This is a genomic window from Pseudomonas aphyarum (assembly GCF_028657055.1).
GTDB lineage: Bacteria > Pseudomonadota > Gammaproteobacteria > Pseudomonadales > Pseudomonadaceae > Aquipseudomonas > Aquipseudomonas aphyarum.
Genome location: NZ_JAMDGS010000013.1, coordinates 1 through 25934, shown reverse-complemented (window position 1 = coordinate 25934; position 25934 = coordinate 1). Strand labels below are relative to the sequence as shown.

Genomic DNA, 25934 nt, shown 5'->3' with positions numbered 1-25934 from the left:
GCGGCGCGGAGTATCGCACAAGTGGGCGCGTTATTCGCCTGCTGTTTATCGACAGGCACACATTCCTTCAATGAATCTGCTCAAATCGTTGGCCGCCGTCAGCTCTATCACGATGCTTTCCCGGATTCTCGGGTTTGTTCGCGACACGCTCATCGCCCGCACTTTCGGCGCCGGAATGGCGACCGACGCCTTCTTTATCGCCTTCAAACTGCCCAATCTGCTGCGCAGGATTTTCGCCGAGGGGGCGTTTTCCCAGGCTTTTGTACCGATCCTGGCCGAATATAAAAGCCAGAAGGGTGAAGAGGCGACCCGCACCTTTATTGCTTACGTTTCCGGCCTGCTGACGCTGGTGCTGGCGCTGGTCACCGCGCTGGGCATGATCGCCGCGCCCTGGGTGATCTGGGCCACAGCGCCGGGTTTCACCGATACGCCGGAAAAATTCCAGCTGACCTCCGATCTGCTGCGAGTGACCTTCCCCTATATATTGCTGATCTCCCTGTCTTCGCTGGCGGGTGCGATCCTCAATACCTGGAACCGTTTCTCGGTGCCGGCATTCGTGCCGACCCTGCTCAACGTCAGCATGATCGTGTTTTCGCTGTTCCTGACGCCGTACTTCGATCCACCGGTCATGGCCCTTGGCTGGGCAGTGCTGGTCGGTGGTCTGGCGCAGTTGCTCTATCAACTGCCGCACCTGAAAAAAATCGGCATGCTGGTGCTGCCGCGCCTGAATCTGCGCGATACCGGCGTCTGGCGGGTGATGAAGCAGATGTTGCCGGCGATCATCGGCGTCTCGGTCAGCCAGATTTCGCTGATCATCAACACCATCTTCGCCTCGTTCCTGGTAGCAGGTTCGGTGTCGTGGATGTATTACGCCGACCGTTTGATGGAGCTGCCGTCCGGTGTGCTCGGTGTGGCGCTGGGCACGATCCTGCTGCCGACACTCGCCAAGACCTACGCCAGCAAGGATCGCCACGAATATTCGCGGATTCTCGACTGGGGTCTGCGCCTGTGCTTCGTGCTGGTGCTGCCGTGTGCGCTGGCGCTGGGAATCCTGGCCGAGCCGTTGACGGTTTCGCTGTTCCAGTACGGCCAGTTCAGCGGATTTGACGCCGAGATGACTCAGCGGGCGCTGATTGCCTATTCTGTCGGTCTGCTCGGGATCATCGTGATCAAAGTGCTGGCGCCAGGCTTCTATGCGCAACAAAACATCCGTACGCCGGTAAAAATCGCAATCTTCACCCTGGTGGTCACGCAGTTGTTCAACCTGGTGTTGATCGGTCCGCTGGCGCACGCCGGGCTGGCACTGGCGATCAGCGCCGGTGCCTGTCTGAACGCCGGGCTGCTGTTCTACCAACTGCGCAAGCAGCAGATGTACCAACCGCAACCGGGCTGGCTGAAGTTCGGTTTCAAGCTTGTGGTTGCGGTGGCGGTCATGTCGGCGGTGCTGTTGATCGGGATGCATTTCATGCCCGCGTGGGATCAGGGCCACATGCTGGAGCGCTTCCTGCGCCTGGGCGCGTTGGTGGTTGCCGGCGTAGTGGCGTATTTCGGCATGTTGCTGCTGCTCGGTTTCCGCTTGCGCGACTTCAATCGCAAGGCGTTGAGCTGAGGTTTCACCCTTGAAAGACGGGCGCGAGCCGGCAGTTTTGTCGGCTCGATCACTTTGGGTTACGGTGTTGCCTGTCGTCGGCCGTCGGGTGTGGTTATAATCGGCCACTTTATGAGCAAGAAGCGCGTTATGCAGCTGGTTCGAGGCCTCCACAATCTGCGCCCCCAGCATCGGGGCTGCGTCGCCACTATTGGCAACTTTGACGGTGTTCACCGTGGTCACCAGGCCATTCTGGCCCGACTGCGTGAGCGTGCGCTCGAGTTGGGCGTACCCAGCTGCGTGGTGATTTTCGAGCCGCAGCCACGGGAATTCTTTGCCCCGGAGACCGCGCCGGCGCGTCTGGCCCGGTTGCGCGACAAGCTGCAACTGCTGGCCGCCGAAGGCGTCGACCGGGTTCTGTGCCTGGCGTTCAACCAGCGCTTGAGCAAACTCAGCGCCAGCGAATTCGTCGATACCATCCTGGTCGATGGCCTCGGCGTGCAGCATCTGGAGGTCGGTGACGATTTCCGCTTCGGTTGCGACCGTCTCGGCGATTTCGATTTCCTGTTGCAGGCCGGGCAGGTTCACGGTTTTACCGTGGAAGCCGCGCAAACCGTCGAGCTGGACGGCATTCGTGTCAGCAGCACCCAGGTGCGCAATGCGTTGGCCGCCGCCGATTTCGCGCTGGCCGAACGCTTGCTCGGTCGCCCGTACCGGATTGCCGGTCGTGTGCTGCATGGCCAGAAACTCGCCCGCCAACTGGGTACGCCCACGGCGAACATTCAACTCAAGCGCCGTCGCGTGCCGTTCACCGGGGTTTACCTGGTCGACGTCGACATCGACGGCAAGACCTGGCCCGGCGTCGCCAATATCGGCGTGCGGCCCACGGTGCAAGGTGATGGCAAGGCCCACCTTGAAGTCCATCTTTTAGATTTTGCCGGCGATCTGTATGACCGGCGTTTGACGGTGGTTTTCCACCAGAAGCTGCGTGAAGAGCAGCGTTTCGCCTCCCTGGAGGCATTGAAAACGGCGATCAGCGCGGATGTCGCCGCCGCCCGTGCACTAGCCGCACCTAGCGCCCATCGCTAATGAAGAGCCTTAAATGACCGACTATAAAGCCACGCTAAACCTTCCGGACACCGCCTTCCCAATGAAGGCCGGCCTGCCACAGCGCGAACCGCAGATCCTGCAGCGCTGGGACAGTATTGGCCTGTACGGAAAGTTGCGCGAGATTGGCAAGGATCGTCCGAAGTTCGTCCTGCACGACGGCCCTCCGTACGCCAACGGTACGATCCACATCGGTCACGCACTGAACAAGATTCTCAAGGACATGATCATCCGCTCGAAGACCCTGTCGGGCTTTGACGCGCCGTATGTTCCAGGTTGGGACTGCCACGGCCTGCCGATCGAGCACAAGGTTGAAGTGACCCACGGCAAGAACCTGGGCGCGGACAAGACCCGCGAACTGTGCCGTGCCTACGCCACCGAGCAGATCGAAGGGCAGAAGTCCGAATTCATCCGTCTCGGCGTGCTGGGCGACTTCGCCAACCCGTACAAGACCATGGACTTCAAGAACGAGGCCGGCGAAATCCGCGCCCTCGCCGAAATCGTCAAGGGCGGTTTCGTGTTCAAGGGCCTGAAGCCTGTGAACTGGTGCTTCGATTGCGGTTCGGCCCTGGCCGAAGCTGAAGTCGAGTACGAGAACAAGAAGTCCTCGACCATCGACGTCGCCTTCCCGATCGCTGACGAGGCCAAACTGGCCGCCGCGTTCGGTCTGCCGTCGCTGGGCAAACCTGCCTCGATCGTGATCTGGACCACCACCCCGTGGACCATCCCGGCCAACCAGGCGCTCAACGTTCACCCGGAATTCACCTACGCCCTCGTCGACATCGGCGACAAGCTGCTGGTGCTGGCTGAAGAGCTGGTCGAATCCTGCCTGACCCGTTACGGCGTCGAAGGCACCGTATTGGCCACCGCACCGGGTTCGGCGCTGGAGCTGATCAACTTCCGTCACCCGTTCTACGACCGTCTGTCGCCGGTGTACCTGGCCGACTACGTGGAACTGGGCGCTGGCACCGGCGTGGTTCACTCTGCCCCGGCCTACGGCGTGGACGACTTCGTGACCTGCAAGAAATACGGCATGGTCAACGACGACATCCTCAACCCGGTACAGAGCAACGGCGTCTACGTGCCGTCGCTGGAGTTCTTCGGCGGCCAGTTCATCTGGAAGGCCAACCCGGCCATCGTTGAAAAACTCACTGAAGTCGGTGCGCTGCTGCACACCACCGTCATCGAACACAGCTACATGCATTGCTGGCGCCACAAGACCCCGCTGATCTACCGCGCCACCGCGCAGTGGTTCATCGGCATGGACAAGGAGCCGGTATCCGGCGACACCCTGCGCGTGCGCTCGCTCAAAGCCATCGAAGAGACCAAGTTCGTCCCGGCCTGGGGCCAGGCGCGCCTGCACTCGATGATCGCCAATCGTCCGGACTGGTGCATCTCCCGTCAGCGCAACTGGGGCGTGCCGATCCCGTTCTTCCTGAACAAGGAAAGCGGTGAGCTGCACCCACGCACCGTCGAGCTGATGGAAGAAGTCGCCAAACGCGTCGAAGTCGAAGGCATCGAAGCCTGGTTCAAACTCGACGCTGCCGAACTGCTGGGCGATGAAGCGCCGCAGTACGACAAGATCAGCGACACCCTCGACGTCTGGTTCGACTCGGGCACCACGCACTGGCACGTGCTGCGCGGTTCGCACCCGATGGGCCACGAGACCGGCCCACGTGCCGACCTGTACCTGGAAGGTTCGGACCAGCACCGTGGCTGGTTCCACTCGTCCTTGTTGACCGGTTGCGCCATCGACAACCACGCGCCGTACCGCGAACTGCTGACTCACGGTTTCACCGTGGACGAGTCCGGCCGCAAGATGTCCAAGTCCCTGGGCAACGTGATCGCGCCGCAGAAAGTCAACGACACCCTGGGCGCCGACATCATGCGTCTGTGGGTCGCGTCGACCGACTACTCCGGCGAGATGGCCGTGTCCGAGCAGATCCTGCAGCGCAGTGCGGACGCCTATCGTCGTATCCGTAACACCGCACGCTTCCTGCTTTCCAACCTGACCGGTTTCAACCCGGCCACCGACCTGCTGCCGGCCGAAGACATGCTGGCGCTGGATCGCTGGGCGGTGGATCGCACCCTGCTGCTGCAACGCGAGCTGCAAGAGCACTACGGCGAATACCGTTTCTGGAACGTCTACTCGAAGATCCACAACTTCTGCGTGCAGGAGCTGGGTGGTTTCTATCTGGACATCATCAAGGACCGCCAGTACACCACCGGCGCCGACAGCAAGGCCCGTCGTTCGTGCCAGACCGCGCTGTTCCACATCTCCGAAGCGCTGGTGCGCTGGATCGCGCCGATCCTGGCGTTCACCGCCGACGAACTGTGGCAATACCTGCCGGGCGAGCGCAACGAATCGGTGATGCTCAACACCTGGTACGAAGGCCTGACCGAGTTGCCGGAAGGCTTCGAGCTGGGTCGCGAGTACTGGGATCGCATCATGGAAGTGAAGGTGGCGGTCAACAAAGAAATGGAAATCCAGCGCGCGGCCAAGGCCGTCGGTGGCAACCTGCAAGCCGAAGTGACGCTGTTCGCCGAAGACGCGCTGACCGCCGACCTGGCCAAGCTGAGCAACGAGCTGCGCTTTGTCCTGATCACCTCGACTGCCACTGTTGCGCCGTTCGTGCAGGCTCCGGCCGATGCTGTGGCCACCGAAGTCAGCGGCCTGAAGCTGAAAATCGTCAAATCCGCCTTCCCGAAATGCGCCCGTTGCTGGCACTGCCGCGAAGACGTAGGCGTGAACCCGGAGCATCCGGAAATCTGCGGCCGTTGCGTGGACAACATCGATGGCGCCGGCGAGGTTCGTCACTATGCCTAATGCCGTTGGCCGTTTCGGACGGCTGAGCTGGCTCTGGTTGAGCTTGCTGGTTCTGGTCATCGACCAGGCCAGCAAGTTCTACTTCGAAGGCAAGCTCGAGATGTTCCAGCAGATCGTGATCATCCCTGATTACTTCAGCTGGACCCTGGCCTACAACACCGGCGCTGCCTTCAGCTTCCTCGCGGACAGCTCTGGCTGGCAGCGCTGGCTGTTCGCCCTGATCGCAATTGCGGTCAGTGCGGTGCTGGTGGTCTGGCTCAAGCGCCTGGGCCGCAACGAAACCTGGCTGGCCATCGCGTTGGCGCTGGTGCTGGGCGGAGCGCTGGGCAATCTGTATGACCGCATAGCCCTGGGCCATGTGATCGATTTCATTCTGGTGCACTGGCAGAACCGCTGGTACTTCCCGGCGTTCAACTTCGCCGACAGCGCCATCACCGTTGGCGCGGTGATGCTGGCACTGGATATGTTCAAAAGTAAAAAAACCGGAGAAACCGTTCATGACTGAACAGGTATTGGCTGAGCAACGCATCGGCCAGAACACGGAAGTCACCTTGCACTTTGCATTGCGCCTGGAGAACGGCGACACGGTCGACAGCACTTTCGACAAAGCCCCGGCGACCTTCAAGGTCGGCGACGGCAACCTGCTGCCGGGCTTCGAGGCGGCGCTGTTCGGCTTCAAGGCCGGCGACAAGCGTACCCTGACCGTCGAACCGGAAAACGCCTTCGGCCAGCCGAACCCGCAAAACGTACAGATCATCCCGCGTTCGCAGTTTGCGGACATGGAGCTGTCGCCGGGTCTGCTGGTGATCTTCAACGATGCGGCCAATACTGAGCTGCCGGGTGTGGTGAAAGAATTCGACGACGCGCAAGTGACTGTCGACTTCAACCACCCGCTGGCCGGCAAGACGCTGACCTTTGACGTGGAAATCTTCTCCGTCAAAGCGCTGTAATCGCTGTTCTGCAGGAGCCGGCAGGCCGGCTCCCGTAATGATCCAATCTTTCGCGCGCAAGACACGAGGCACCGCATGCAAATCAAACTCGCCAACCCCCGTGGCTTCTGCGCCGGCGTGGACCGGGCGATCGAAATCGTCAACCGCGCCCTGGAGGTCTTCGGGCCGCCGATCTATGTGCGTCACGAAGTGGTGCACAACAAGTTCGTGGTCGAAGACCTGCGCAGTCGTGGCGCGATCTTCGTCGAGGAACTGGATCAGGTGCCGGACGACGTCATCGTGATCTTCAGTGCCCACGGCGTCTCGCAAGCCGTGCGTACCGAAGCCGCCGGCCGTGGCCTGAAAGTATTCGACGCCACCTGCCCGCTGGTGACCAAGGTGCATATCGAAGTCGCGAAATACAGCCGTGACGGTCGCGAGTGCATCCTGATCGGCCACGCCGGTCACCCGGAAGTCGAAGGCACCATGGGCCAGTACGACGCCAGTAATGGCGGCGCGATCTACCTCGTCGAAGACGAGAAGGATGTCGCCGAGTTGCAGGTACATAACCCCGAGAAGCTCGCCTTTGTTACCCAGACGACCCTGTCCATGGACGACACCAGTCGCGTCATCGATGCCCTGCGTGCGCGTTTTCCGGCCATTGGTGGCCCGCGCAAGGACGACATCTGCTACGCCACCCAAAACCGTCAGGACGCGGTCAAGCAACTGGCCGACGAATGCGACGTGGTGTTGGTGGTGGGCAGCCCGAACAGCTCCAACTCCAACCGCCTGCGTGAGCTGGCCGAACGCATGGCCACGCCGGCCTACCTGATCGATGGCGCCGAAGACCTGCAAAAGAGCTGGTTCGACGGTGTCGAGCGTATCGGCATCACCGCCGGTGCTTCCGCTCCGGAAGTCCTGGTGCGTGGCGTGATCCAGCAGTTGCAGGCCTGGGGCGCCACCGGTGCCGACGAACTGGCCGGGCGTGAGGAGAACATCACGTTCTCGATGCCTAAAGAGCTGCGCGTTCGCTCGATCTGATCGCTTTATCCTTTCGGCACAGCGCCTGTTCAGTCTTTTGGCTGGTCAGGCGTACGCGACCGGTTGCTGCCAGCACCACCTGGAGCCGGCTGACCGGCTCGCGAGCCGAGCATAGATGTAACGTTCCCGCCTGAAACTTCCGGTCCGGCACCAATGGCTGACCCAGGCTGCTGAAGCGTATGTACCGGCTCACCAGCCAGTTGCCGACAATCGGTATCCGTCCGTCACTCGCCTGCTCGATCAGCAATGGATTATCGGCATCCCCCGGTCCCTTTCCGCTGATATCCAGAATGATCCGCCAGCCCTGGCCCCAATCACCGTTGATGCCATGAATCACCACGCTCTGGTTGCGCGTGATGGCCATGGTCCGGGCATTGCGAATCCCGTCGAGCAAAGACTGCGCGGCCTGCTGCCGCCGGTTTGATTCGGTGAAGTCCGCCAGCGCCGGACTGACCAGCGACAGAACAATTGCGCCGATCGCCAGTCCCATAAGCAGTTCGACCAGACTGAAACCCTGTTGCGGCATGTGCGCGTCCTCCCTGGATTGTGCACAGCGGCGCAGTCCGTGCGCCGTTCGCGTTAAATCAACCGGCGCATGCCGGTCGAATGTTCTAGGTTTGTACAGGTATAGCCGACGGCAACGGAGGGCATCGATGGATCATCGTACAAAAGGTTTCACGCTGATCGAGCTGTTGGTGGCGCTCGCGGTGTTTGTGATCCTGATCACGATGGCGGTGCCGGCATTCACCCGTTCGGTGCAGGGCAGCAAGGCCGACACCGAAGTCGGCGACCTGCAACGGGCCCTCAATTACGCAAGGCTCGAGGCGATCAACCGGGGCGTCACTACCCGCTTGCGGCCGAGTGCCGGCGGCACGGTCTGGACCGGCGAACTGTCGGTCTACGACAGTACTGGCACTCCGGCCAATGTATTGCGGGTTGTTCCAGCAATGAGCAGCGGCGCGACTCTGACGCTACCCTTGGGAGTGACCGCGCTGGATTTCAACAATCTGGGCGGGCTGGCGGCACCGTCCACAGCGGTGGTCATCAGTTACGTGCTGGGAACGCAAAGCAGGACGCTGAACGTGTGTCTGAACGGACGAATTCAATTGGGTGGAAATTGCGGATGAGGGCAGGGAGCAAGCGCGCACAGGAGGGCATGACGCTGATCGAAGTGCTGGTCGCGTTACTGATTCTGACGGTCGGGTTGCTGGGCGCGGCGGCGGTTCAGCTCAATGCGCTGAAGTACACCGACAGCTCGCGGATGACCAGCCAGGCGAGTTTCATCGCCTACGACATGATGGACCGGATTCGTGCCAATTCGGGCGCCGACTACACCGTCACGCCGCCGACCACGGGCAACCTGAGTGTCGCCCGGGATCAGGATCTCTACGACTTCACCACCAATATCGTCAATTTCGGCGGCCCGACCGCCACCGGCAGTATCACCCTCAATCAGCGCGTGTACACCATCACCATCACCTGGAGTGACGCGCGCGCCGCCAATACGAGCAGTGCGCCCCGCAGCTTTGTCCTGACCAGCCGCGCCGCAGTCGATCCGGTGGCTACGCCATGAAGCGCCAAAATCTGGGCTTTGGTCTGATCGAAATGCTGGTCGCCCTGGCGCTGGGGTTGATCGTGGTGCTCGGCGTGGTGCAGATTTTTCTGGCGGCGAAAAACACCTACGTCAGCCAGAACAGCGCCGCCGCCATGCAGGAAGACGCGCGGTTCGTGCTGAGCAAGATGATCCAGGAGCTGCGCATGGTGGGTATGTTCGGCTGCCTGGGCACGATTACCGATTCCAGCTCGGCGGGGGATTTCACTGCGGCCCAGATCACGCCGATCAGCTGGGACAACGCCAACCTCAAGCTGACCCTGGTAACCGCCGATGTCGGTAGCGCGGGCGGGACGGCGACCTGGACCGTGGTCTCCGATTGCCGCAACAGCGCCACCGCTTATACCGGCGCGCGAGTGGCGGCGACGGGGCAGATCGCGTTTCCGATCCGTCGACTGGTCTACAGCTTCAGCAACAACCAGATTCTGATGGGCACCGGCAGCGGCAATCCGACCCAGCAGGTGCTGGTGAACAATGTCAGTGCGTTCACCGTGATGTTTGGTCTGGCGAGTTCTGCGACCGACGTGGCGGCGTCGACCTACAGCGCCAACCCCGGTGATCCGGCGCGGATCCGCAGCGTGCGCCTGAGCCTGACCCTCACTGACCCGAATAATCGGGTCCGCAATCAAACCTTCAACGTGGTTGCCGCCTTGCGCAACCGCTTGCAGTGAGGAGCGGGCGATGAACGTTTCTCTCCATCGGCGACGGTCCCAGGGCGGCATGGTGTTGCTGGTCAGCCTGGTGTTTCTGCTGCTCCTGACAGTGATCGGCCTGTCATCGATGCAGAGCGCCAACCTGCAGGAAAAAATGGCGGGTAGCGTGAGCCTGCGCAATCAATCGTTCCAGACTGCCGAGGCGGCGCTGCGCATCGGCGAAAGCGCGGTGCAACTGGACGGCTACGCGCTGGCGGTGTGCGCCAGCACCACCCAATGTGCGCCGCCGGCGGAATCCTCGGTGGTCAGCGCGGCGGGGCTCAATTCCACGTCGGGCGTGACCTGGATCGCCGCCGGCAGCGGGTTTTACGGAGTGCAGAACATCGGCACGACCCTGACGGCGGTGAACGTACCGAGCAATACCTCGGCGACCTTGTATCGGGTCACGGCCGTCGGCATCGCCGGCACTTCGCGCAGTGTGGTGGAGAGTGTCTATGCGAAGTACTGAGCGACGCTTCAAGGGGCTGTCGCTGCTGCTCGGCATGCTGACCGGGCTTTATCTGGCTGCACCGGCGTATGCCTTCACGCCGTCCGATTCGCCGCTGTTGAGCGCGGCTGCCGTGCCACCGAACGTCATGTTGATGATTGACGATTCGGGCAGCATGAACAGCATCATCTATGCGGCAGGTTTTGATCCGACCGTGGATCGCACGGCGGCCCGCCAGTGCAACGCGGTCATCGGCCTGTGCCTGAGCTCGACCGCCATTACCGGCGATACGATCTTTCTCTCGAGCCTGCCGACCTCCGGCTGCTCCGGCGGCGCCTATGCGTTCTACAACAACAGCCTGACGCCGCTCTGCCTGAAGCTGCCGGATCCGGTGGGCAGCGGCAACACCCGCTATTCGGCGGATTACATTTCCTACGTGGTGAGTCTGGCGATCAACAACGGCACGCGCGACTTCACCACCGGGGCGATTCCCAACGATTACCGGATCAACGTGGCGCGCAACGTTTCCACCGCACTGGTCACCAGCAACCGCAACCTGCGCATGGGCCTGGCCACCTTCAATCCGGCCACCAGCAACAACCCCGGCAACGGCGGTTTCATTGCGCGCTCCATCAGCGACCTGTCACCGGTCAGCGGCAGCGTGACCCAGGCCCAGGCCGACACCAACTACAACGCACTGATTTCCTCGATCAATGGCCTGAGCGCGGTGGCCAACACGCCACTGGCCGAGACTTATTACGAAATCACCCGCTACATGCGCGGGATGGCGCCGTACTACAACAGCACGCCGAGCACCTATACCAGCCCGATCCAGTACCGCTGCCAGAAAAACTACGGCGTGGTCATCACCGACGGTTTGCCGACCTACGACCGCACCTTTCCGAACAACGACCCGCTGGGCGGCAGCCGCTTGCCGAACTGGGACGGTATCAACAATGACGGGAACAACCTGAACGGGGACGGGGAGGGCGATACGCTGTACCTGGACGATATCGCCAAGTTCGCCTTCGACATCGACATGCGTTCGACCGGCACCGATGCGGCGGGCAAGAGCTGGAATGCGGTGGACTTCCCGAAACAAAACATGAACACCTACACCGTGGGGTTCACTGCCTCCAACGACATGCTCTCGGACGCCGCCGATTACGGACAGGGCCGCTACTATCAGGCGACCGACAGCGCCGGCCTGAATGCCGCGCTGTCCTCGGCGTTGAGCGACATCACCTCCAAGGCCGGCTCCGGCGGCAGCGGTGTCGCCAGCGGCACGACGCTGGCGAGCGGCACCAGTTATTTCCAGACCAGTTATGACCCCAAGGACTGGCGCGGCACGATCAAGTCCTTTGGCTTCAACTCGGCCGGGGCGGTCAATACTTCGGCGGTATTGTGGACCACTGACACAGCCATCGTGCCCGGCGCCACTGCGCCGACCTACCAGTCGTGGAACTCCCTGAACAACGCGGCGGTGACGCTGGCCTACGGCAACTTCTCCCCGGCCCAGCAGACCGTTCTCAGCCAGGGTTTGCCCACCGGCATCAGCGGCATCGACCTGGTCGAATGGAGCAAAGGCACCAACAAGGCCGGGCTCAAAGTGCGCAGCGTGTTGCTTGGGGACATCATCAACTCGCCGCTCGTATTGGCTTCGCCCACGGAAAAAACCGCTTCCGATCTGGCCGGTGACACCACCTACAGCACCTATCTGACCACCAAGGCCTCGAACATGAATGCCAGCCTCGTGGTGAACGCCAACGACGGTTTTGTCAGCGTCATCAACTCGGCCAACGGTACCCGGCGCTATGCCTATATGCCGTCCAGCGTACTGCCCTCGCTGCGCCTGATTGCCGATCCGAACTACGTCAACGGCGTCAGCCACAAGTTTCTGGTGGATGGTCAGCTCGGTGTGTTCGACGCCCAATTCGGCACGGCCTGGAAAACCCTGGCCATCGGCGGTACGGGGGCGGGCGGCAAGACTTTCTATGGGCTTCAACTGTTTGACGCCTCGGCGGGCAACGTCATCCGTGCCTTGTGGGAAGTCAGCGCGCCGGCCACCGCCAGCACGTCCAACGCTTTTAATGATCTGGGTTACGCCTATGCCCGTCCGGAAGTGGCACGCTTGGCCGATGGTCGCTGGGCGGCATTCATTGCCAACGGTTACGGCAGCAACTCCGGGGTGGCAGCGCTGTATGTGCTGGATGTGCGTGACGGCTCGCTGATCAAGAAAATCGTCATCGACAGCACGGAAACCACCAACGGTTTGTCCTCGGTGAAGCTGCGGGTCAATTCGCAGAACGTGGTGCAGGCCGCGTATGGCGGTGACTTGAAGGGACGGTTGTGGAAGTTCGACCTGAGCGCCACCTCGTCCGACAGCTGGGGCGTGGCGTTTTCCGGCAAGCCGTTGTTCACCACGGCCGGCGGGGCGACTCAGCCGATCACCGCGCAACCGCTGCTGGCGGACAACGCTCTGGGCGGCAAACAGATTTTCGTCGGTACCGGCAAGTTCAACGAAACCGCCGACAAGACCAACAAGGATTTGCAGGCGTTCTATTCGGTGTGGGACGCCGATGGCGGGTCGGGCCAGATCACGGTCAGCAGTTTGCAGCCGCAGGCGATTACCGGGGTGTTCTCCGGCAGTACCGGGCAGTTCGTCACCACCAGCCAGAACGACACGACTTATCCGGCGGAGAAGGGCTGGTACTTGCCGCTGGTGTACAACAACGCATTGACCGGCGAACGGGTGATCAACCAGGCCAGTCTGGTGCTGGGACGCATCGTGTTCACCACGGCCAGTGTCGATACCACCGACCCGTGTTCCAGTTTCGGTACCGGCAAACTGATCGAACTCGATGCGTTCAGCGGTAAGATGCTCAACTACGCGGTGCTCGACACCAACGCCGATGGCGTGGTCGACAGCAACGACACGATTTCCAGCGGCGTGGTGTTCACCGGCGGTATCCCGACCCTGAACGCCATCGTCAACGGTGCATCACGCAAGGTCGTGAACGATTCCAGTGGCGGTATCACCACCCTGGTGGAAAAATCCGGCGGCGGTAGCCGTCGCATAATGTGGCGACAAATACAGTAAGTGAGAGTTGAGGCATGCGCAGATCCAACCGAGGTTTCACCCTGATCGAAATCATGATCGTGATTGCGATCATCGGTATCGTCATCACCATCGGCTATCCGAGCCTCACCGAATACGTGAAGAAGGGCCGCCGTGCCGACGTGGTCAGCAATTTGTCGGAACAGGCACAGATCCTCGAGCGCTTCTATTCGAAGAACAACGTCTACACCGGTGTCACCGGGTTGAGCACCGGCAACGATTTCTACACCATCACGCCGACGATCACCGATCAGACCTTTCTGCTGACCGCGACCCGCAAGACCGGCACGGCCATGGCCACTGACAAGTGCGGGGATTTCACCCTCACCAACACCGGTGTCAGAAGCATGAACAACGCGACCACCGGGCTGACCACCAAGGATTGCTGGGGCCGCTGAGCCGCTTTATTTCGGGCGCCATTTGCGCCCACTGTCTTTTTTACGGTTGGATCAAACATGACCAGGCAACAGCAAGTGGTGATTGTCGGTGGCGGGGTGATTGGCCTGCTCACTGCGTACAACCTCGCCTCCAAGGTCGGCAGCGTGGTGCTGCTGGATCGTTCGAACGTCGGCCAGGAATCGTCCTGGGCCGGCGGCGGTATCGTCTCTCCGCTGTACCCGTGGCGCTACAGCCCGGCGGTCACCGCGCTGGCGCACTGGTCGCAGGATTTTTATCCACAGCTGGGCGAGCGTCTGTTTGCCGATACCGGGGTCGACCCCGAAGTGCACACCACCGGCCTGTACTGGCTGGACCTGGATGACGAAGCCGAAGCGCTGGCGTGGGCCAAACGGGAAAGCCGCCCGCTGCGGACTGTGGATATCTCGGCGGCGCATGATGCTGTGCCGGTGCTTGGTGGCGGGTTTTCCCGGGCGATCTACATGGCCGATGTGGCCAACGTGCGCAATCCTCGGCTGGTGAAGTCTTTGAAAGCGGCGTTGCAGGCGCTGCCGAACGTGACGATTCATGAGCAGTGTGAAGTCAGCGGATTTGTCCGTGATCGCGAGCGGGTGGTGGGCGTGCAGACCTCCACTGGTGTGATCACCGGTGATCAGGTCGTGCTGACGGCGGGTGCGTGGAGCGGCGAACTGCTCAAGACCTTGAACCTGTCGCTGCCGGTGGAACCGGTCAAGGGCCAGATGATTCTCTACAAGTGTGCAGCGGATTTCCTGCCGAGCATGGTGCTGGCCAAGGGGCGCTACGCGATTCCGCGCCGCGACGGGCACATTCTGATCGGCAGTACGCTGGAGCACGAAGGCTTCGACAAGACCCCGACGGACAACGCGCTGGAAAGCCTCAAGGCATCGGCGGTCGAGTTGTTGCCGGCGCTGGCGGAGGCCGAAGTGGTGGGGCACTGGGCCGGGCTGCGACCAGGTTCGCCGGAAGGCATTCCATACATTGGCCGGGTTCCGGGGTTTGACGGTCTGTGGCTGAACTGCGGGCATTATCGCAACGGGCTGGTGCTGGCGCCTGCGTCCTGTCAGTTGTTTGCCGATGTGATGCTGGGGCGTGCGCCGATCATTGATCCGGCTCCGTATGCACCGGCCGGACGCATCTGAAGCCACATAAAAAGAACGCAGCCAACACAGGCTGCGTTTTTGTGCATCTTCAATCCAGACCCAGTTTTTTGAGCCTGTAGCGCATCGACCGAAACGAAAGACTCAACCGCTGCGCTGCCGCCGTGCGATTCCAGCGAGTCTCCTCCAGCGCCTGCAGAATCAGTTTGCGCTCGACGCTTTCCAGATAGTCTTCCAGGTTGTCGATCTGCGTGAGATCGGCAATGCCGCCTTCAGCGGTGCCATTACCTTCACTCAGGCGTAAATCCTCGGCCTCGATCGTGCGGTTTTCACACAGGGTGTGCGCCCGTTCAAGCACGTTCTCCAACTCCCGCACGTTGCCCGGGAAACGGTAGTTTTTCAGCGCCTCCAAGGCATGGGGATGAAGACGTGCCGCCGGTTGCCCGGTGCCATTGGCCAGGCGCTTGAGCATATGGCCGGCAAGTGCTTCGATATCCTCGCGACGTTCGCGCAGGGACGGTACGCGCAGTTCGATCACGTTCAGCCGGTAATACAGATCCTGACGGAAACGCTCGGCAGCCACTTCTGCATCGAGGTCCTTGTGCGTCGCGCACAGGATGCGCACATCGACCACGGTTTCCTGTTGGCCGCCGACGCTGCGCACGGCTTTTTCCTGGATCGCCCGTAGCAGCTTGACCTGCATTGGCAGCGGCAGATCCGCCACCTCATCGAGAAACAGCGTGCCGCCATGGGCCGCCTGAAACAGCCCCGGCTTATCCTCGACCGCGCCGCTGAAGCTGCCTTTGCGGTGGCCGAAAAATTCGCTTTCCATCAACTCCGACGGAATCGCCCCGCAGTTCACCGGTACGAATGGCTGGCTGGCGCGCGGGCCCTGTTCATGAATCAGCCGGGCCACCAGTTCCTTGCCGCTGCCGGATTCGCCGCTGATGTAAACCGGTGCCTGGCTGCGGGCCAGTTTGTCGATCTGCTTGCGCAGGTTGCGCATCGGCGGTGAATCGCCGAGCAGCCGCCGGTCGATCGAAGTGCAGACATTGCCCGGCGCCGGCATGCGCAATGCCGAGCCGACCAGCTCGCGCAGGCGGGTCAGGTCCACCGGTTTGGTCAGGAAGTCGAAAGCCCCGGCTTTCAGGGCGTTGATTGCCGTTTCCAAGCTGCCATAGGCGGTAATCATCGCCACCGGCAGTTGTGGATAACGTTGCTGAATGTGCTGCACCAATTCCAGGCCGGTACCGTCAGGCAGACGCATGTCGGTCAGGCACAGATCGAATGTCTCGCGGTGCAGCAGCGCCTGGGCTTCATTGAGATTGCGTGCGCTGAAGGTGTCGAGTTTCATCCGTCCCAGGGTGATTTCCAGGAGTTCGCGGATATCCGGCTCGTCGTCGACGATGAGGATTTTTTGCCGTGGGCTCGTGTTCAACTTTGTTTCCGTCCGTGAGCAAAGGTGATGCGAAAGCAGCCGCCGCCTTGGCGTGATTTGAAGTCTAGGCGCGCTTGATTGCTTTCGCACAGCTCACGGGACAGATAAAGCCCAAGGCCGGTGCCCTGGCTGCTGGTGGTAAAGAAAGGTTCGAACAGGTGAGCCTGTTGATCCAGCGGCACGCCGGGGCCGTTGTCCTGTACTTCGAGCACGGCCAGCGTGCTTTCGGGGTCGATCAACAGCGTCAGCCAGACTTCGGCCGGATCGTGCAAAAGGGCACTGTGGCGCCAGCCGTTGCGTAACAGATTGTCAAGAATCTGTGTGAGCTGGCCGGGATCCATCAGGGTGCGGAAATCCCCCGGGCCGATGTGCAGGTGAATGTGCTGGCGCTCGCCGGCCTGTTCGCGGCTCTCGCTGACGAACTGCTCCAGCCACGGCTTGAGATCCAGCCGTTGCGGCGCGCTCTGCTGGCGGCGGGACAGTTGCAGGACGTTTTCGATGACTCGGTTCATGCGCTGGGAGTGGTCTTGAATGATCTGCGTCAGACGCCGATCCGCGCCGTCGAGTTCCTCGGATTCCTGCAACAGCTGCGCGGCATGACTGATGGCCCCCAGCGGATTGCGGATTTCATGGGCGATACCGGCGGTCAGCCGGCCCAGCGCGGCCAGTTTCAATTGCTGGGCCTGCTGGGCGATCTGGGCGAGGTCTTCGAGAAACACCAGAGTCTGGCGGTTCGGGCTCTGTTCCAGGGCGATGAAACTCGGTTGCAGCTCCAGGCCGTTGCCGGCGATTTTCAGGCTTTGCGGGCGCAGGGTCGGGTTGTTCAGCCACAGTTGCAGGCGTTCGACCAACGCGCTCGAGTGCTCGTCGATCAGGTCGCCTTCAAGGTGTGTCTGGCCCAGCAGGGTCTTGGCGCTGTGATTGGCCAGTTGCACCCGGCGCTGTTCATCGAGCACCAGAATGCCGGTGCGCATGCGTTGCAGGATCAGCGCGTTGAGGGCTTCGAGCCCCACGACTTCGCTGGCACGCAGCTCGGCCAGGTTCTCGCTGACTTCGAGACGGCGCATCAATCCTTGCACCAGCAATGACGCCGCGAAGCATAGGGCGCCGAGGGTGCCGGCCTGCAGATAGTCGTTGGCGCTCAGGGGGTGGCTGAAACTCAGCAGAAAGCTGAGCCCGACGATGCCGAGGGTGGCAATGGCGGCGATCAGCAAGCCGATGCGTCGTCGCAGCAACGTGTTGCTGATGGCGACCGAAACGATCAGCAGGTTGCCGATCGCACTGGCCACACCGCCGGCCGCATAGAACACGACGCACAGCAGCAGGATGTCGACCAGTGCCAGGCCGAACAGTTGGGCGGGTCGGCGGATGTTCTCGAGGAACACCACCAGCAGGATGTTCAGCACCAGGTACAACCAGCTGCCGTTGCGCAGCAACTCGTCGTTGGCCGAGGTCAGCAGGCGGTTGTCCATGTTGCTGGAGATCAGCAACACCAGGGTGATGCCGACACTTAAACGGTACAGATGATAGAGGCGCAGCAGTCGCTGAGCCTGTTTGCTGTCGGCGTTTTCGGCCTCAGCGATCACTGGAACCGGGGCCTTGCTCAAGGTGAGCCTGGCTGCAATACCACTGTTGTTGAAGGTTCAGCGCGCGGTCGCGGGGCAGGTGCACGCCGCAATGGGCGCAGCGCACCATCGGCGCGGCATCCTGTTCGCGAGGCGATCGGGCGGACGAGGCAGGGGCCTTGAATTTGCGCCACAACCAGACAGCAGCGGCGATCAAGGCAATCCAGAACAGTAAACGAAGCATGATGGGCGGCTTTTCGGCTAATGATTCGGCAGTTTAGCCAAGGACCCGACAAGCGCACAGCCCAATCACACGCCGCAATAAAAAGGGAGATCCGAAGATCTCCCTTTTTGGCATCACCGAAGTGATCAGTCGAACAGACCGAAGGTCATGTAGCTGAAGATGGAACGGTCGCTGTCGCTCGACTCCGGTTCCGGCTCTTCGATCACGTCGCCGTTTTCGTCTTTTGGCTTGAGCTCGTTCGGGATCGCGTCTTTCGCGTCCTGGAACTGCTTCTGCACGTCCTGGTTGGCGCGGGTCTCTCCCGGCGGCAGCGGCGGACGGGATTCGATCAGGCCCAGAGTGGCCTTGCTCAGGAACGAACGGTTGTCGGCTTCGGCAACCCGTGGCACGAACTGACCGTCCTGCAGACTCGAGTGGTTCGGGTAGTTGAGCTTCAGAGTTTCCAGACTGGTGGCCGCCAGTTCGTCCAGATGCAGACGCTGATAGGCTTCAGTCATCACCGCCAGGCCGTCACCGACCGATGGGGTTTCCTGGAAGTTTTCCACTACATAACGACCACGATTGGCAGCGGCGACATAGGCCTGACGGGTCAGGTAGTAGTCGGCCACGTGGATTTCGTAGGCCGCCAGCAGATTGCGCAGGTAGATCATGCGCTGCTTGGCGTCCGGCGCGTAGCGGCTGTTCGGATAGCGGCTGGTCAGCTGGGCGAACTCGTTGTACGAGTCGCGGGCGGCACCCGGGTCACGCTTGGTCATGTCCAGCGGCAGGAAGCGCGCCAGCAGGCCGACGTCCTGGTCGAACGAGGTCAGGCCCTTCAGGTAGTAGGCGTAATCGACGTTCGGGTGCTGCGGATGCAGACGAATGAAACGCTCGGCGGCGGACTTTGCAGCTTCCGGCTCGGCGTTCTTGTAGTTGGCGTAGATCAGTTCCAGCTGCGCCTGATCGGCGTAGCGACCGAACGGATAACGCGACTCCAGAGCCTTCAGCTTGGCTGTGGCGCTGGTGTAGCTGTTGTTGTCCAGGTCCTGTTGAGCCTGCTGGTACAGCTCGGCTTCACTCAGGTTTTCGTCTACGACTTCCTTCGATGAGCAAGCAGCGGTCAATGCGAGGATGGCGATCAGCAGCAGGTGTTTCACTTGCATGGCGGCTTGCGTCCCTATGACGGCCGCTGTCTTGGGCGGGGCCGTCCTGTTATGATGAGCGCCCCGTTGAAAAGCCCCGGGGCAAAAGACGCCGTATTTAACCACAAGCGCGCAGCCGAAACCAAAGGCTGTAGCCGACGCCCAGTCCGAGCATGTCCGATAAAATTGAACTTCGCGCAGAGGTGCCGTCCGAATTGGGCGGCCAACGCCTCGATCAAGTCGCCGCCCAACTCTTCGCCGAGCACTCGCGCTCGCGCCTTTCCGCCTGGATCAAAGAAGGTCGCCTGACTGTGGACGGGGCGGTCATCCGCCCGCGCGACATCGTTCATGGCGGTGCCATCCTTGAGCTCACTGCCGAGCAGGAGGCCCAGGGTGAATGGGTCGCTCAGGACATCGAACTCGACATCGTCTATGAAGACGACGACATTCTGGTGATCAACAAGCCTGCGGGCCTGGTGGTGCACCCGGCTGCCGGTCACGCTGATGGCACCTTGCTCAACGCCTTGCTGCACCACGTGCCGGACATCATCAATGTCCCGCGCGCCGGTATCGTGCATCGTCTGGACAAGGACACCACCGGTCTGATGGTGGTGGCCAAGACCATTCAGGCGCAGACCAAGCTGGTTGCGCAGCTGCAAAGCCGCAGCGTCAGCCGGATCTACGAGTGCATCGTGATCGGTGTGGTGACGGCCGGTGGCAAGATCAATGCCCCGATCGGCCGCCACGGCCAGCAGCGTCAGCGCATGGCGGTGATGGAAGGCGGCAAGCCTGCCGTCAGCCACTACCGCGTGCTGGAGCGCTTCCGCTCCCACACCCACGTACGGGTGAAGCTGGAAACCGGTCGTACTCACCAGATTCGCGTGCACATGTCGCACATCAACTTCCCGTTGGTCGGCGACCCGGCATACGGCGGTCGTTTCCGTATTCCGCCGGCCGCGAGCCAGACCATGGTCGAATCCCTCAAGCACTTCCCGCGTCAGGCCCTGCATGCGCGGTTCCTTGAGCTGGATCACCCGACCACCGGTGAGCGCATGAGCTGGGAATCGCCGCTGCCGGAAGATCTGGTCTGGCTGCTGACCCTGCTCAAGCAGGACCGCGAGGCATTCATCGGATGAGCTGGCTGACGCCGGACTGGCCCGCGCCGGCCAGCGTCAAGGCCTGTGTCACCACCCGCGAGGGCGGCGTCAGCGAGGCGCCGTTCGACAGCCTCAATCTGGGCGATCACGTCGATGACCGCCCTGAGGCCGTCGCCGAAAACCGTCGGCGCCTGACCGAACACTTCTCTATAAAACCTGCCTGGTTGCAGCAAGTGCACGGGATTGCCGTGGCGCATGCGGATCCGTCCGTGGTGGCCACGGCGGATGCCAGTTGGACGGCAACGCCGGGTATCGCTTGTGCGGCGATGACCGCCGACTGCCTGCCGGCGCTGTTCTGCGACCGTGCCGGTACTCGCGTGGCGGCGGCTCATGCCGGTTGGCGTGGATTGGCGGCCGGCGTGCTGGAAGCCACCCTCGACAGTCTGGATGTGCCCGCCGAAGACGTATTGGTCTGGCTCGGCCCGGCCATCGGCCCGCAAGCCTTTGAAGTCGGCCCGGAAGTCCGGGAAGTCTTCATCAATCAATTGCCCGAAGCCGAGACAGCCTTTGTCCCGAGCCACAACGCCGGCAAGTTCATGGCCGACATCTATAAGCTGGCGCGGCTGCGTCTGGCGGTTCGTGGTGTCACCGCTGTTTATGGTGGCGGTTTGTGTACCGTGACCGATCCGCGTTTCTTCTCTTATCGCCGTGCATCGCGTACTGGTCGCTTCGCCTCCCTTGTCTGGCTCACCCGCTAAGCTTGTCTGACCTGCATCAACTCCCTGACGCTTGAATCTTCCAGAATCGACCGCATCTATAGCGGTATCTGGCAGGTTTCTTTATTCAGGATGGTTTTTAGGTCCGGCCTGCTCAAAAGGAAGGTGACCCATGCGTATAGACCGTTTAACCAGCAAATTGCAGTTGGCGTTGTCCGATGCCCAATCCCTGGCTGTCGGCCACGATCATCCGGCCATCGAGCCGGCGCATTTGATGCAAGCCATGCTTGAACAGCAGGGTGGTTCGATCAAACCCCTGTTGATGCAGGTGGGCTTCGACGTCAACAGCTTGCGTAAAGAGCTGACCAAAGAGCTCGATCAATTACCGAAAATCCAGAACCCGACCGGCGACGTGAACATGTCGCAGGATCTGGCGCGTCTGCTCAACCAGGCCGACCGTCTGGCCCAGCAGAAGGGCGACCAGTTCATTTCCAGCGAACTGGTGCTGCTCGCCGCGATGGACGAGAACAGCAAGCTTGGCAAGTTGCTGCTCGGCCAGGGCGTGAGCAAAAAGGCGCTGGAGAATGCAATCAACAACCTGCGCGGTGGCGAAGCCGTTAACGACGCCAACCACGAAGAGTCGCGTCAGGCACTGGATAAGTACACCGTCGACCTGACCAAGCGCGCCGAAGAAGGCAAGCTCGACCCGGTGATCGGCCGTGACGACGAAATCCGTCGCACCATTCAGGTTCTGCAACGCCGCACCAAGAATAACCCGGTGCTGATCGGCGAACCTGGCGTGGGTAAAACCGCGATTGCCGAAGGTCTGGCCCAGCGCATCATCAATGGCGAAGTGCCGGATGGCCTGCGCGGCAAGCGTCTGCTGTCCCTCGATATGGGGGCGCTGATTGCCGGTGCCAAATATCGCGGCGAGTTCGAAGAGCGCCTGAAAGCGCTGCTCAACGAGCTGTCGAAACAGGAAGGGCAGATCATTCTGTTCATCGACGAACTGCACACCATGGTCGGCGCTGGCAAGGGCGAAGGCTCGATGGACGCTGGCAACATGCTCAAACCGGCGCTGGCCCGTGGTGAGCTGCATTGCGTCGGCGCGACCACGCTCAACGAGTACCGCCAATATATAGAGAAGGACGCGGCCCTCGAGCGGCGCTTCCAGAAAGTGCTGGTGGATGAGCCGAGCGAAGAAGACACCATCGCGATCCTGCGTGGCCTCAAGGAGCGTTACGAGGTTCACCACAAGGTGGCGATCACTGACGGTGCGATTATCGCGGCGGCCAAGCTCAGCCATCGTTACATCACCGATCGGCAACTGCCTGACAAGGCGATCGACCTGATCGACGAAGCGGCCAGCCGCATCCGTATGGAGATCGACTCCAAGCCGGAAGTGCTGGATCGTCTGGAGCGGCGCCTGATTCAACTCAAAGTAGAATCCCAGGCCCTGAAGAAAGAAAGCGACGAAGCGGCGATCAAGCGCCTGGAAAAACTCCAGGAAGAAATCGTCCGCCACGAGCGGGAGTATTCGGATCTGGAAGAAATCTGGAACTCGGAAAAAGCCGAGGTGCAGGGTTCTGCGCAGATTCAGCAGAAGATCGAACAGTCCCGTCAGGAACTGGAAGCCGCGCGCCGTAAAGGCGACCTGAACCGCATGGCCGAGTTGCAGTACGGGGTGATCCCGGATCTGGAGCGCAGCCTGCAAATGGTCGACCAGCACGGCAAGAGTGAAAACCAGTTGCTGCGCAGCAAGGTGACCGAAGAGGAAATCGCCGAAGTCGTTTCGAAGTGGACCGGTATTCCGGTGTCGAAAATGCTCGAAGGCGAGCGCGACAAGCTGATGAAGATGGAAAGCCTGTTGCATCAACGCGTGATCGGCCAGGACGAAGCGGTGGTTGCCGTGGCCAACGCGGTGCGGCGTTCCCGTGCCGGGTTGTCTGACCCGAATCGCCCGAGCGGCTCGTTCATGTTCCTCGGCCCGACCGGTGTCGGTAAAACCGAGCTGTGCAAGGCGCTGGCCGAATTCCTCTTCGATACGGAAGAGGCGATGGTGCGGATCGACATGTCCGAGTTCATGGAGAAACATTCCGTGGCACGGCTGATCGGTGCACCACCGGGCTACGTCGGCTACGAAGAGGGCGGTTATCTGACCGAAGCGGTACGGCGCAAGCCTTACTCGGTAATCCTGCTGGACGAAGTCGAGAAGGCGCACCCGGACGTGTTCAACATCCTGCTGCAGGTGCTGGAGGATGGTCGTCTGACCGACAGCCATGGCCGCACGGTGGACTTCCGCAATACCGTGATCGTCATGACCTCCAACCTGGGTTCGATGCAGATCCAGGAACTGGTCGGTGATCGTGAAGCGCAACGGGCAGCGGTGATGGATGCGATTTCCACCCACTTCCGTCCGGAGTTCATCAACCGGGTCGACGAAGTGGTGATCTTCGAGCCATTGGCGCGGGATCAGATCGCGGGCATTACCGAGATCCAGCTGGGCCGTCTGCGCAGCCGTCTGGCCGAGCGCGAGTTGAAGCTGGAGCTGAGCCCGGAAGCGATGGACAAGTTGATTGCCGTCGGCTACGACCCGGTCTATGGCGCACGGCCGCTGAAGCGGGCGATCCAGCGCTGGATCGAGAACCCGTTGGCGCAGTTGATCCTGTCGGGACGTTTCCTGCCAGGCGAGACCGCGACCGGTGTGGTGGAGAACGACGAGATCACGTTCAACTGACGCTCGACGTTGAGGAAGTAATCAAGGCCTCGCACTGCGAGGCCTTTTTTTTCGTTAGGCTGTTGAACTCAAAGGAAAAGGCTTGTAAAGTGCGCCCCGCAGTCAGTCACCAACACGGTTTCAGCTCACTGGGCAGAAATCTGAAATAAGTTGCAAATCATTAACTTGAAAGCAATTTAGGGGGTTGACAGAGGTGTTCTAGGTTGTAGAATAGCGCGCCTCAGACACACGAACGCAGCGATGCGAAAACGGTGTCGAGAAGCTGCAAGTTTCATCGTTGTAAATTGAAATATGTAGTTCCGTGATAGCTCAGTCGGTAGAGCAAATGACTGTTAATCATTGGGTCCCAGGTTCGAGTCCTGGTCACGGAGCCAATTTCAAGCCGGGGTATAGCGCAGTCCGGTAGCGCGCCTGCTTTGGGAGCAGGATGTCAGGAGTTCGAATCCCCTTACCCCGACCATTTTTGGGTCGTTAGCTCAGTTGGTAGAGCAGTTGGCTTTTAACCAATTGGTCGTAGGTTCGAATCCCACACGACCCACCATTTTTGAAACCAGTTAACGCTGGGATCGAATCTTAAGATCAGAGGCCAAAAGCGCTGATCGAAGAAGGCGATCTTTGAAAGGTCGCCTTTTTTTTACCGGGGTATAGCGCAGTCCGGTAGCGCGCCTGCTTTGGGAGCAGGATGTCAGGAGTTCGAATCCCCTTACCCCGACCATATTAAAAATCCTCGTATCGAAAGATACGGGGATTTTTTTTGCCCTCCGGAAATGTTTCATTCAAGTCGTCGTACAACTTGCCGATAGCCCGCTAACGAAAGGGGCCTGCCATCGATCGCCCCTTGCATCCGGCCAATACAAGAAAAAGGGCGTTCGTCATGTTGCTTCGTCAGTTGAATATTGCTCCCCGTGCCGCCCTGGGCTTTGCCCTGATCGCGGTGCTGGTGGCGTTGCTCGGGGTGTTTGCGCTGGGGCAGATGTCGAGCATCCGCGACAGCGAAGTGGCGGTGGAGACGCAGTGGCTGCCGAGCATTCGCGGCGGCGACGAGATTCGCGAGATCATGCTGCGCATCCGCACCATCTCCCTGCGCATGGCGCTGGATCAGGATCCGGCCAACATCGCCACGTACCGCAGCCAGATGGACACCCGCGACAAGGAGCTGAGCGAGAAAATCGCCGCTTACGACCGGCTGGTGACCACCCCGGAAGGTCAGCAGTTATACGATCAGTTCAAGAAAACCTTTACTGCCTACCGCACCGGGATCGCCCAGTCGTTCACCCTCGCCGAGCAAGGCAAGCGCGATGAGCTGACCAAGCTGCTGCTGGTCGACATGAAAACCGTGGTCGACGGCTCCGGCAAACAACTCAATGACCTCGCGGATCTGTTCGCCCGCCAGGTCGCCGCCGAAAGCCAGAACTCTGCCGCCCACTACGAAACCTCGCGCACCATCGTGAGCTTGTTCATCGCTCTGGCGGCGCTGGCGACCGTGGCCCTGGCCATGTTGCTGACCCGCAGCATTGTTCGTCCCCTGAGCGCCGCCGTCGACGCTGCTGAACACGTCGCCAGAGGCGATCTGACCCGTCCGATCGAAACACACGGCAACGATGAAGTCAGCCGCTTGCTCAAGGCGTTGGCGACCATGCAGCAGAACCTGCGCGAAACCCTGCAGGGCATCAGCGGCTCGGCCACGCAACTGGCGACCGCGTCCGATGAACTGAGCGCGGTTACCCACGACAGCACGCAAGGGCTGCAACAGCAGAACAACGAAATCGAACAGGCTGCCACCGCCGTCAACGAGATGACCACGGCGGTCGAGGAAGTCGCCCGCAATGCGGTGTCGACGTCCGACGCCCCCCGCCAGTCCAGCGAATCCGCGCAGTTGGGTCAGGAGCGGGTCAGCGAAACCGCCGGCGCCATCAACGCTCTGGCCAGCGAGGTCGAACACACCGGCGAGCTGGTGCAGTCGCTGGCCAATCAGTCGCAGGACATCGGCAAAGTGCTGGACGTGATTCGAGCGATCGCCGAACAGACCAACCTGCTGGCGCTCAATGCTGCCATCGAAGCGGCACGGGCCGGGGAGAGTGGACGCGGTTTTGCGGTGGTCGCCGATGAGGTGCGGGCTCTGGCTTATCGCACGCGGCAA

22 protein-coding genes and 4 tRNA genes are annotated in these 25934 nt (G+C 61.2%); 21 read left to right on the top strand and 5 right to left on the bottom strand.

Features of this window, described 5'->3' with window-relative positions; translation table 11 throughout:
* Positions 1–70 precede the first annotated feature (70 nt).
* The 6 genes from murJ to ispH all read left to right on the top strand — a co-directional run bounded on the left by murJ (position 71) and on the right by ispH (position 7492).
* Positions 71–1609: a murein biosynthesis integral membrane protein MurJ gene (gene murJ, locus M5G18_RS19395; RefSeq protein ID WP_273897781.1), complete on the top strand. Its 1539-nt coding sequence runs from the start codon at positions 71–73 to the stop codon at positions 1607–1609.
* A gap of 129 nt (positions 1610–1738) precedes the next feature.
* On the top strand, positions 1739–2677 hold the full coding sequence (ribF, locus tag M5G18_RS19390) for a bifunctional riboflavin kinase/FAD synthetase (RefSeq protein ID WP_007959537.1): 939 nt from the start codon (positions 1739–1741) through the stop codon (positions 2675–2677).
* Positions 2678–2690: 13 nt separating this feature from the next.
* Positions 2691–5522, top strand: a complete 2832-nt coding sequence (ileS, locus tag M5G18_RS19385) for an isoleucine--tRNA ligase (protein ID WP_085608699.1) — start codon at positions 2691–2693, stop codon at positions 5520–5522.
* Complete coding sequence (gene lspA, locus M5G18_RS19380) at positions 5515–6027, top strand: signal peptidase II (protein WP_007959539.1); 513 nt, start codon at positions 5515–5517, stop codon at positions 6025–6027. The genes ileS and lspA overlap by 8 nt, the downstream gene beginning before the upstream one ends.
* A 7-nt stretch (positions 6028–6034) precedes the next feature.
* Complete coding sequence (fkpB, locus tag M5G18_RS19375; protein ID WP_170928297.1) at positions 6035–6472, top strand: FKBP-type peptidyl-prolyl cis-trans isomerase; 438 nt, start codon at positions 6035–6037, stop codon at positions 6470–6472.
* 75 nt (positions 6473–6547) lie between these two features.
* The gene (ispH, locus tag M5G18_RS19370) at positions 6548–7492 is read left to right on the top strand and encodes a 4-hydroxy-3-methylbut-2-enyl diphosphate reductase (RefSeq protein ID WP_273897782.1); all 945 of its coding nucleotides are present in this window, start codon (positions 6548–6550) and stop codon (positions 7490–7492) included.
* Here the strand turns inward: ispH and M5G18_RS19365 are convergent.
* Positions 7464–8018: a GspH/FimT family pseudopilin gene (locus M5G18_RS19365; RefSeq protein ID WP_273897783.1), complete on the bottom strand. Its 555-nt coding sequence runs from the start codon at positions 8016–8018 to the stop codon at positions 7464–7466. The genes ispH and M5G18_RS19365 overlap by 29 nt on opposite strands.
* 127 nt (positions 8019–8145) lie before the next feature.
* Here M5G18_RS19365 and M5G18_RS19360 point away from each other — a divergent pair, with 127 nt between their 5' ends.
* Genes M5G18_RS19360 through thiO form a run of 7 tightly spaced genes read left to right on the top strand, consistent with a single transcriptional unit; the run spans position 8146 to position 14918 of the window.
* A complete protein-coding gene (locus M5G18_RS19360) occupies positions 8146–8619 on the top strand; it encodes a GspH/FimT family pseudopilin (RefSeq protein WP_273897785.1) in 474 nt (157 codons plus the stop codon).
* On the top strand, positions 8616–9065 hold the full coding sequence (pilV, locus tag M5G18_RS19355; RefSeq protein ID WP_273897786.1) for a type IV pilus modification protein PilV: 450 nt from the start codon (positions 8616–8618) through the stop codon (positions 9063–9065). The genes M5G18_RS19360 and pilV overlap by 4 nt, the downstream gene beginning before the upstream one ends.
* Positions 9062–9775 (top strand): PilW family protein, encoded by a 714-nt coding sequence (locus tag M5G18_RS19350; RefSeq protein WP_273897787.1) that lies wholly within the window; start codon positions 9062–9064, stop codon positions 9773–9775. Before pilV ends, M5G18_RS19350 begins: the two co-directional genes overlap by 4 nt.
* A 10-nt stretch (positions 9776–9785) precedes the next feature.
* Positions 9786–10265: a pilus assembly PilX family protein gene (locus M5G18_RS19345; RefSeq protein ID WP_085747720.1), complete on the top strand. Its 480-nt coding sequence runs from the start codon at positions 9786–9788 to the stop codon at positions 10263–10265.
* Positions 10252–13344, top strand: a complete 3093-nt coding sequence (locus M5G18_RS19340; protein ID WP_273897788.1) for a pilus assembly protein — start codon at positions 10252–10254, stop codon at positions 13342–13344. Before M5G18_RS19345 ends, M5G18_RS19340 begins: the two co-directional genes overlap by 14 nt.
* 14 nt (positions 13345–13358) lie before the next feature.
* Positions 13359–13760, top strand: coding sequence for a type IV pilin protein (locus M5G18_RS19335; protein ID WP_039771691.1), 402 nt, complete (start codon positions 13359–13361; stop codon positions 13758–13760).
* Between the two features lie 57 nt (positions 13761–13817).
* Positions 13818–14918: a glycine oxidase ThiO gene (gene thiO, locus M5G18_RS19330; RefSeq protein ID WP_273897789.1), complete on the top strand. Its 1101-nt coding sequence runs from the start codon at positions 13818–13820 to the stop codon at positions 14916–14918.
* A 49-nt stretch (positions 14919–14967) separates the two neighbouring features.
* On the opposite strand, the gene M5G18_RS19325 is transcribed toward thiO, so the two are convergent.
* The 4 genes from M5G18_RS19325 to M5G18_RS19310 all read right to left on the bottom strand — a co-directional run bounded on the left by M5G18_RS19325 (position 14968) and on the right by M5G18_RS19310 (position 19265).
* Positions 14968–16314, bottom strand: coding sequence for a sigma-54-dependent transcriptional regulator (locus M5G18_RS19325; RefSeq protein WP_179693696.1), 1347 nt, complete (start codon positions 16312–16314; stop codon positions 14968–14970).
* A complete protein-coding gene (locus tag M5G18_RS19320; protein ID WP_273897790.1) occupies positions 16311–17900 on the bottom strand; it encodes a sensor histidine kinase in 1590 nt (529 codons plus the stop codon). Before M5G18_RS19320 ends, M5G18_RS19325 begins: the two co-directional genes overlap by 4 nt.
* Entirely contained in the window at positions 17890–18123 is a 234-nt protein-coding gene (locus tag M5G18_RS19315; protein ID WP_115079251.1) for a PP0621 family protein, read from the bottom strand. Before M5G18_RS19315 ends, M5G18_RS19320 begins: the two co-directional genes overlap by 11 nt.
* Before the next feature lie 125 nt (positions 18124–18248).
* A complete protein-coding gene (locus tag M5G18_RS19310; RefSeq protein ID WP_273897791.1) occupies positions 18249–19265 on the bottom strand; it encodes an outer membrane protein assembly factor BamD in 1017 nt (338 codons plus the stop codon).
* Between the two features lie 152 nt (positions 19266–19417).
* On the opposite strand from M5G18_RS19310, the gene rluD reads away from it, so the two are divergent.
* The 8 genes from rluD to M5G18_RS19270 all read left to right on the top strand — a co-directional run.
* Positions 19418–20380, top strand: a complete 963-nt coding sequence (gene rluD / locus M5G18_RS19305; protein ID WP_007959567.1) for a 23S rRNA pseudouridine(1911/1915/1917) synthase RluD — start codon at positions 19418–19420, stop codon at positions 20378–20380.
* Positions 20377–21099 carry a peptidoglycan editing factor PgeF gene (pgeF, locus tag M5G18_RS19300; RefSeq protein ID WP_273897792.1) on the top strand — a complete coding sequence of 241 codons (723 nt, stop codon included), beginning with the start codon at positions 20377–20379 and terminating at the stop codon, positions 21097–21099. Before rluD ends, pgeF begins: the two co-directional genes overlap by 4 nt.
* 130 nt (positions 21100–21229) lie before the next feature.
* On the top strand, positions 21230–23794 hold the full coding sequence (gene clpB, locus M5G18_RS19295) for an ATP-dependent chaperone ClpB (protein WP_007959569.1): 2565 nt from the start codon (positions 21230–21232) through the stop codon (positions 23792–23794).
* Positions 23795–24092: 298 nt separating this feature from the next.
* Positions 24093–24168, top strand: a tRNA-Asn gene (locus M5G18_RS19290).
* 9 nt (positions 24169–24177) lie between these two features.
* Positions 24178–24254 (top strand) — tRNA-Pro (locus M5G18_RS19285).
* A gap of 5 nt (positions 24255–24259) precedes the next feature.
* A tRNA-Lys gene (locus M5G18_RS19280) sits at positions 24260–24335 on the top strand.
* A gap of 97 nt (positions 24336–24432) precedes the next feature.
* Positions 24433–24509 (top strand) — tRNA-Pro (locus tag M5G18_RS19275).
* Positions 24510–24668: 159 nt separating this feature from the next.
* On the top strand, positions 24669–25934 hold a 1266-nt coding region (locus M5G18_RS19270; protein ID WP_273926170.1), incomplete at its 3' end, for a methyl-accepting chemotaxis protein.

Excerpts from the sequence above, each read along its gene's own strand:
- murJ (WP_273897781.1), top strand. The coding sequence starts at position 71 with ATGAATCTGCTCAAATCGTTGGCCGCCGTCAGCTCTATCACGATGCTT.
- ribF (WP_007959537.1), top strand. The coding sequence starts at position 1,739 with ATGCAGCTGGTTCGAGGCCTCCACAATCTGCGCCCCCAGCATCGGGGC.
- ileS (WP_085608699.1), top strand. The coding sequence starts at position 2,691 with ATGACCGACTATAAAGCCACGCTAAACCTTCCGGACACCGCCTTCCCA.
- lspA (WP_007959539.1), top strand. The coding sequence starts at position 5,515 with ATGCCTAATGCCGTTGGCCGTTTCGGACGGCTGAGCTGGCTCTGGTTG.
- ispH (WP_273897782.1), top strand. The coding sequence starts at position 6,548 with ATGCAAATCAAACTCGCCAACCCCCGTGGCTTCTGCGCCGGCGTGGAC.
- M5G18_RS19365 (WP_273897783.1), bottom strand. The coding sequence starts at position 8,018 with ATGCCGCAACAGGGTTTCAGTCTGGTCGAACTGCTTATGGGACTGGCG.
- M5G18_RS19360 (WP_273897785.1), top strand. The coding sequence starts at position 8,146 with ATGGATCATCGTACAAAAGGTTTCACGCTGATCGAGCTGTTGGTGGCG.
- pilV (WP_273897786.1), top strand. The coding sequence starts at position 8,616 with ATGAGGGCAGGGAGCAAGCGCGCACAGGAGGGCATGACGCTGATCGAA.
- M5G18_RS19350 (WP_273897787.1), top strand. The coding sequence starts at position 9,062 with ATGAAGCGCCAAAATCTGGGCTTTGGTCTGATCGAAATGCTGGTCGCC.
- M5G18_RS19345 (WP_085747720.1), top strand. The coding sequence starts at position 9,786 with ATGAACGTTTCTCTCCATCGGCGACGGTCCCAGGGCGGCATGGTGTTG.
- M5G18_RS19340 (WP_273897788.1), top strand. The coding sequence starts at position 10,252 with ATGCGAAGTACTGAGCGACGCTTCAAGGGGCTGTCGCTGCTGCTCGGC.
- M5G18_RS19335 (WP_039771691.1), top strand. The coding sequence starts at position 13,359 with ATGCGCAGATCCAACCGAGGTTTCACCCTGATCGAAATCATGATCGTG.
- thiO (WP_273897789.1), top strand. The coding sequence starts at position 13,818 with ATGACCAGGCAACAGCAAGTGGTGATTGTCGGTGGCGGGGTGATTGGC.
- M5G18_RS19315 (WP_115079251.1), bottom strand. The coding sequence starts at position 18,123 with ATGCTTCGTTTACTGTTCTGGATTGCCTTGATCGCCGCTGCTGTCTGG.
- M5G18_RS19310 (WP_273897791.1), bottom strand. The coding sequence starts at position 19,265 with ATGCAAGTGAAACACCTGCTGCTGATCGCCATCCTCGCATTGACCGCT.
- rluD (WP_007959567.1), top strand. The coding sequence starts at position 19,418 with ATGTCCGATAAAATTGAACTTCGCGCAGAGGTGCCGTCCGAATTGGGC.
- pgeF (WP_273897792.1), top strand. The coding sequence starts at position 20,377 with ATGAGCTGGCTGACGCCGGACTGGCCCGCGCCGGCCAGCGTCAAGGCC.
- clpB (WP_007959569.1), top strand. The coding sequence starts at position 21,230 with ATGCGTATAGACCGTTTAACCAGCAAATTGCAGTTGGCGTTGTCCGAT.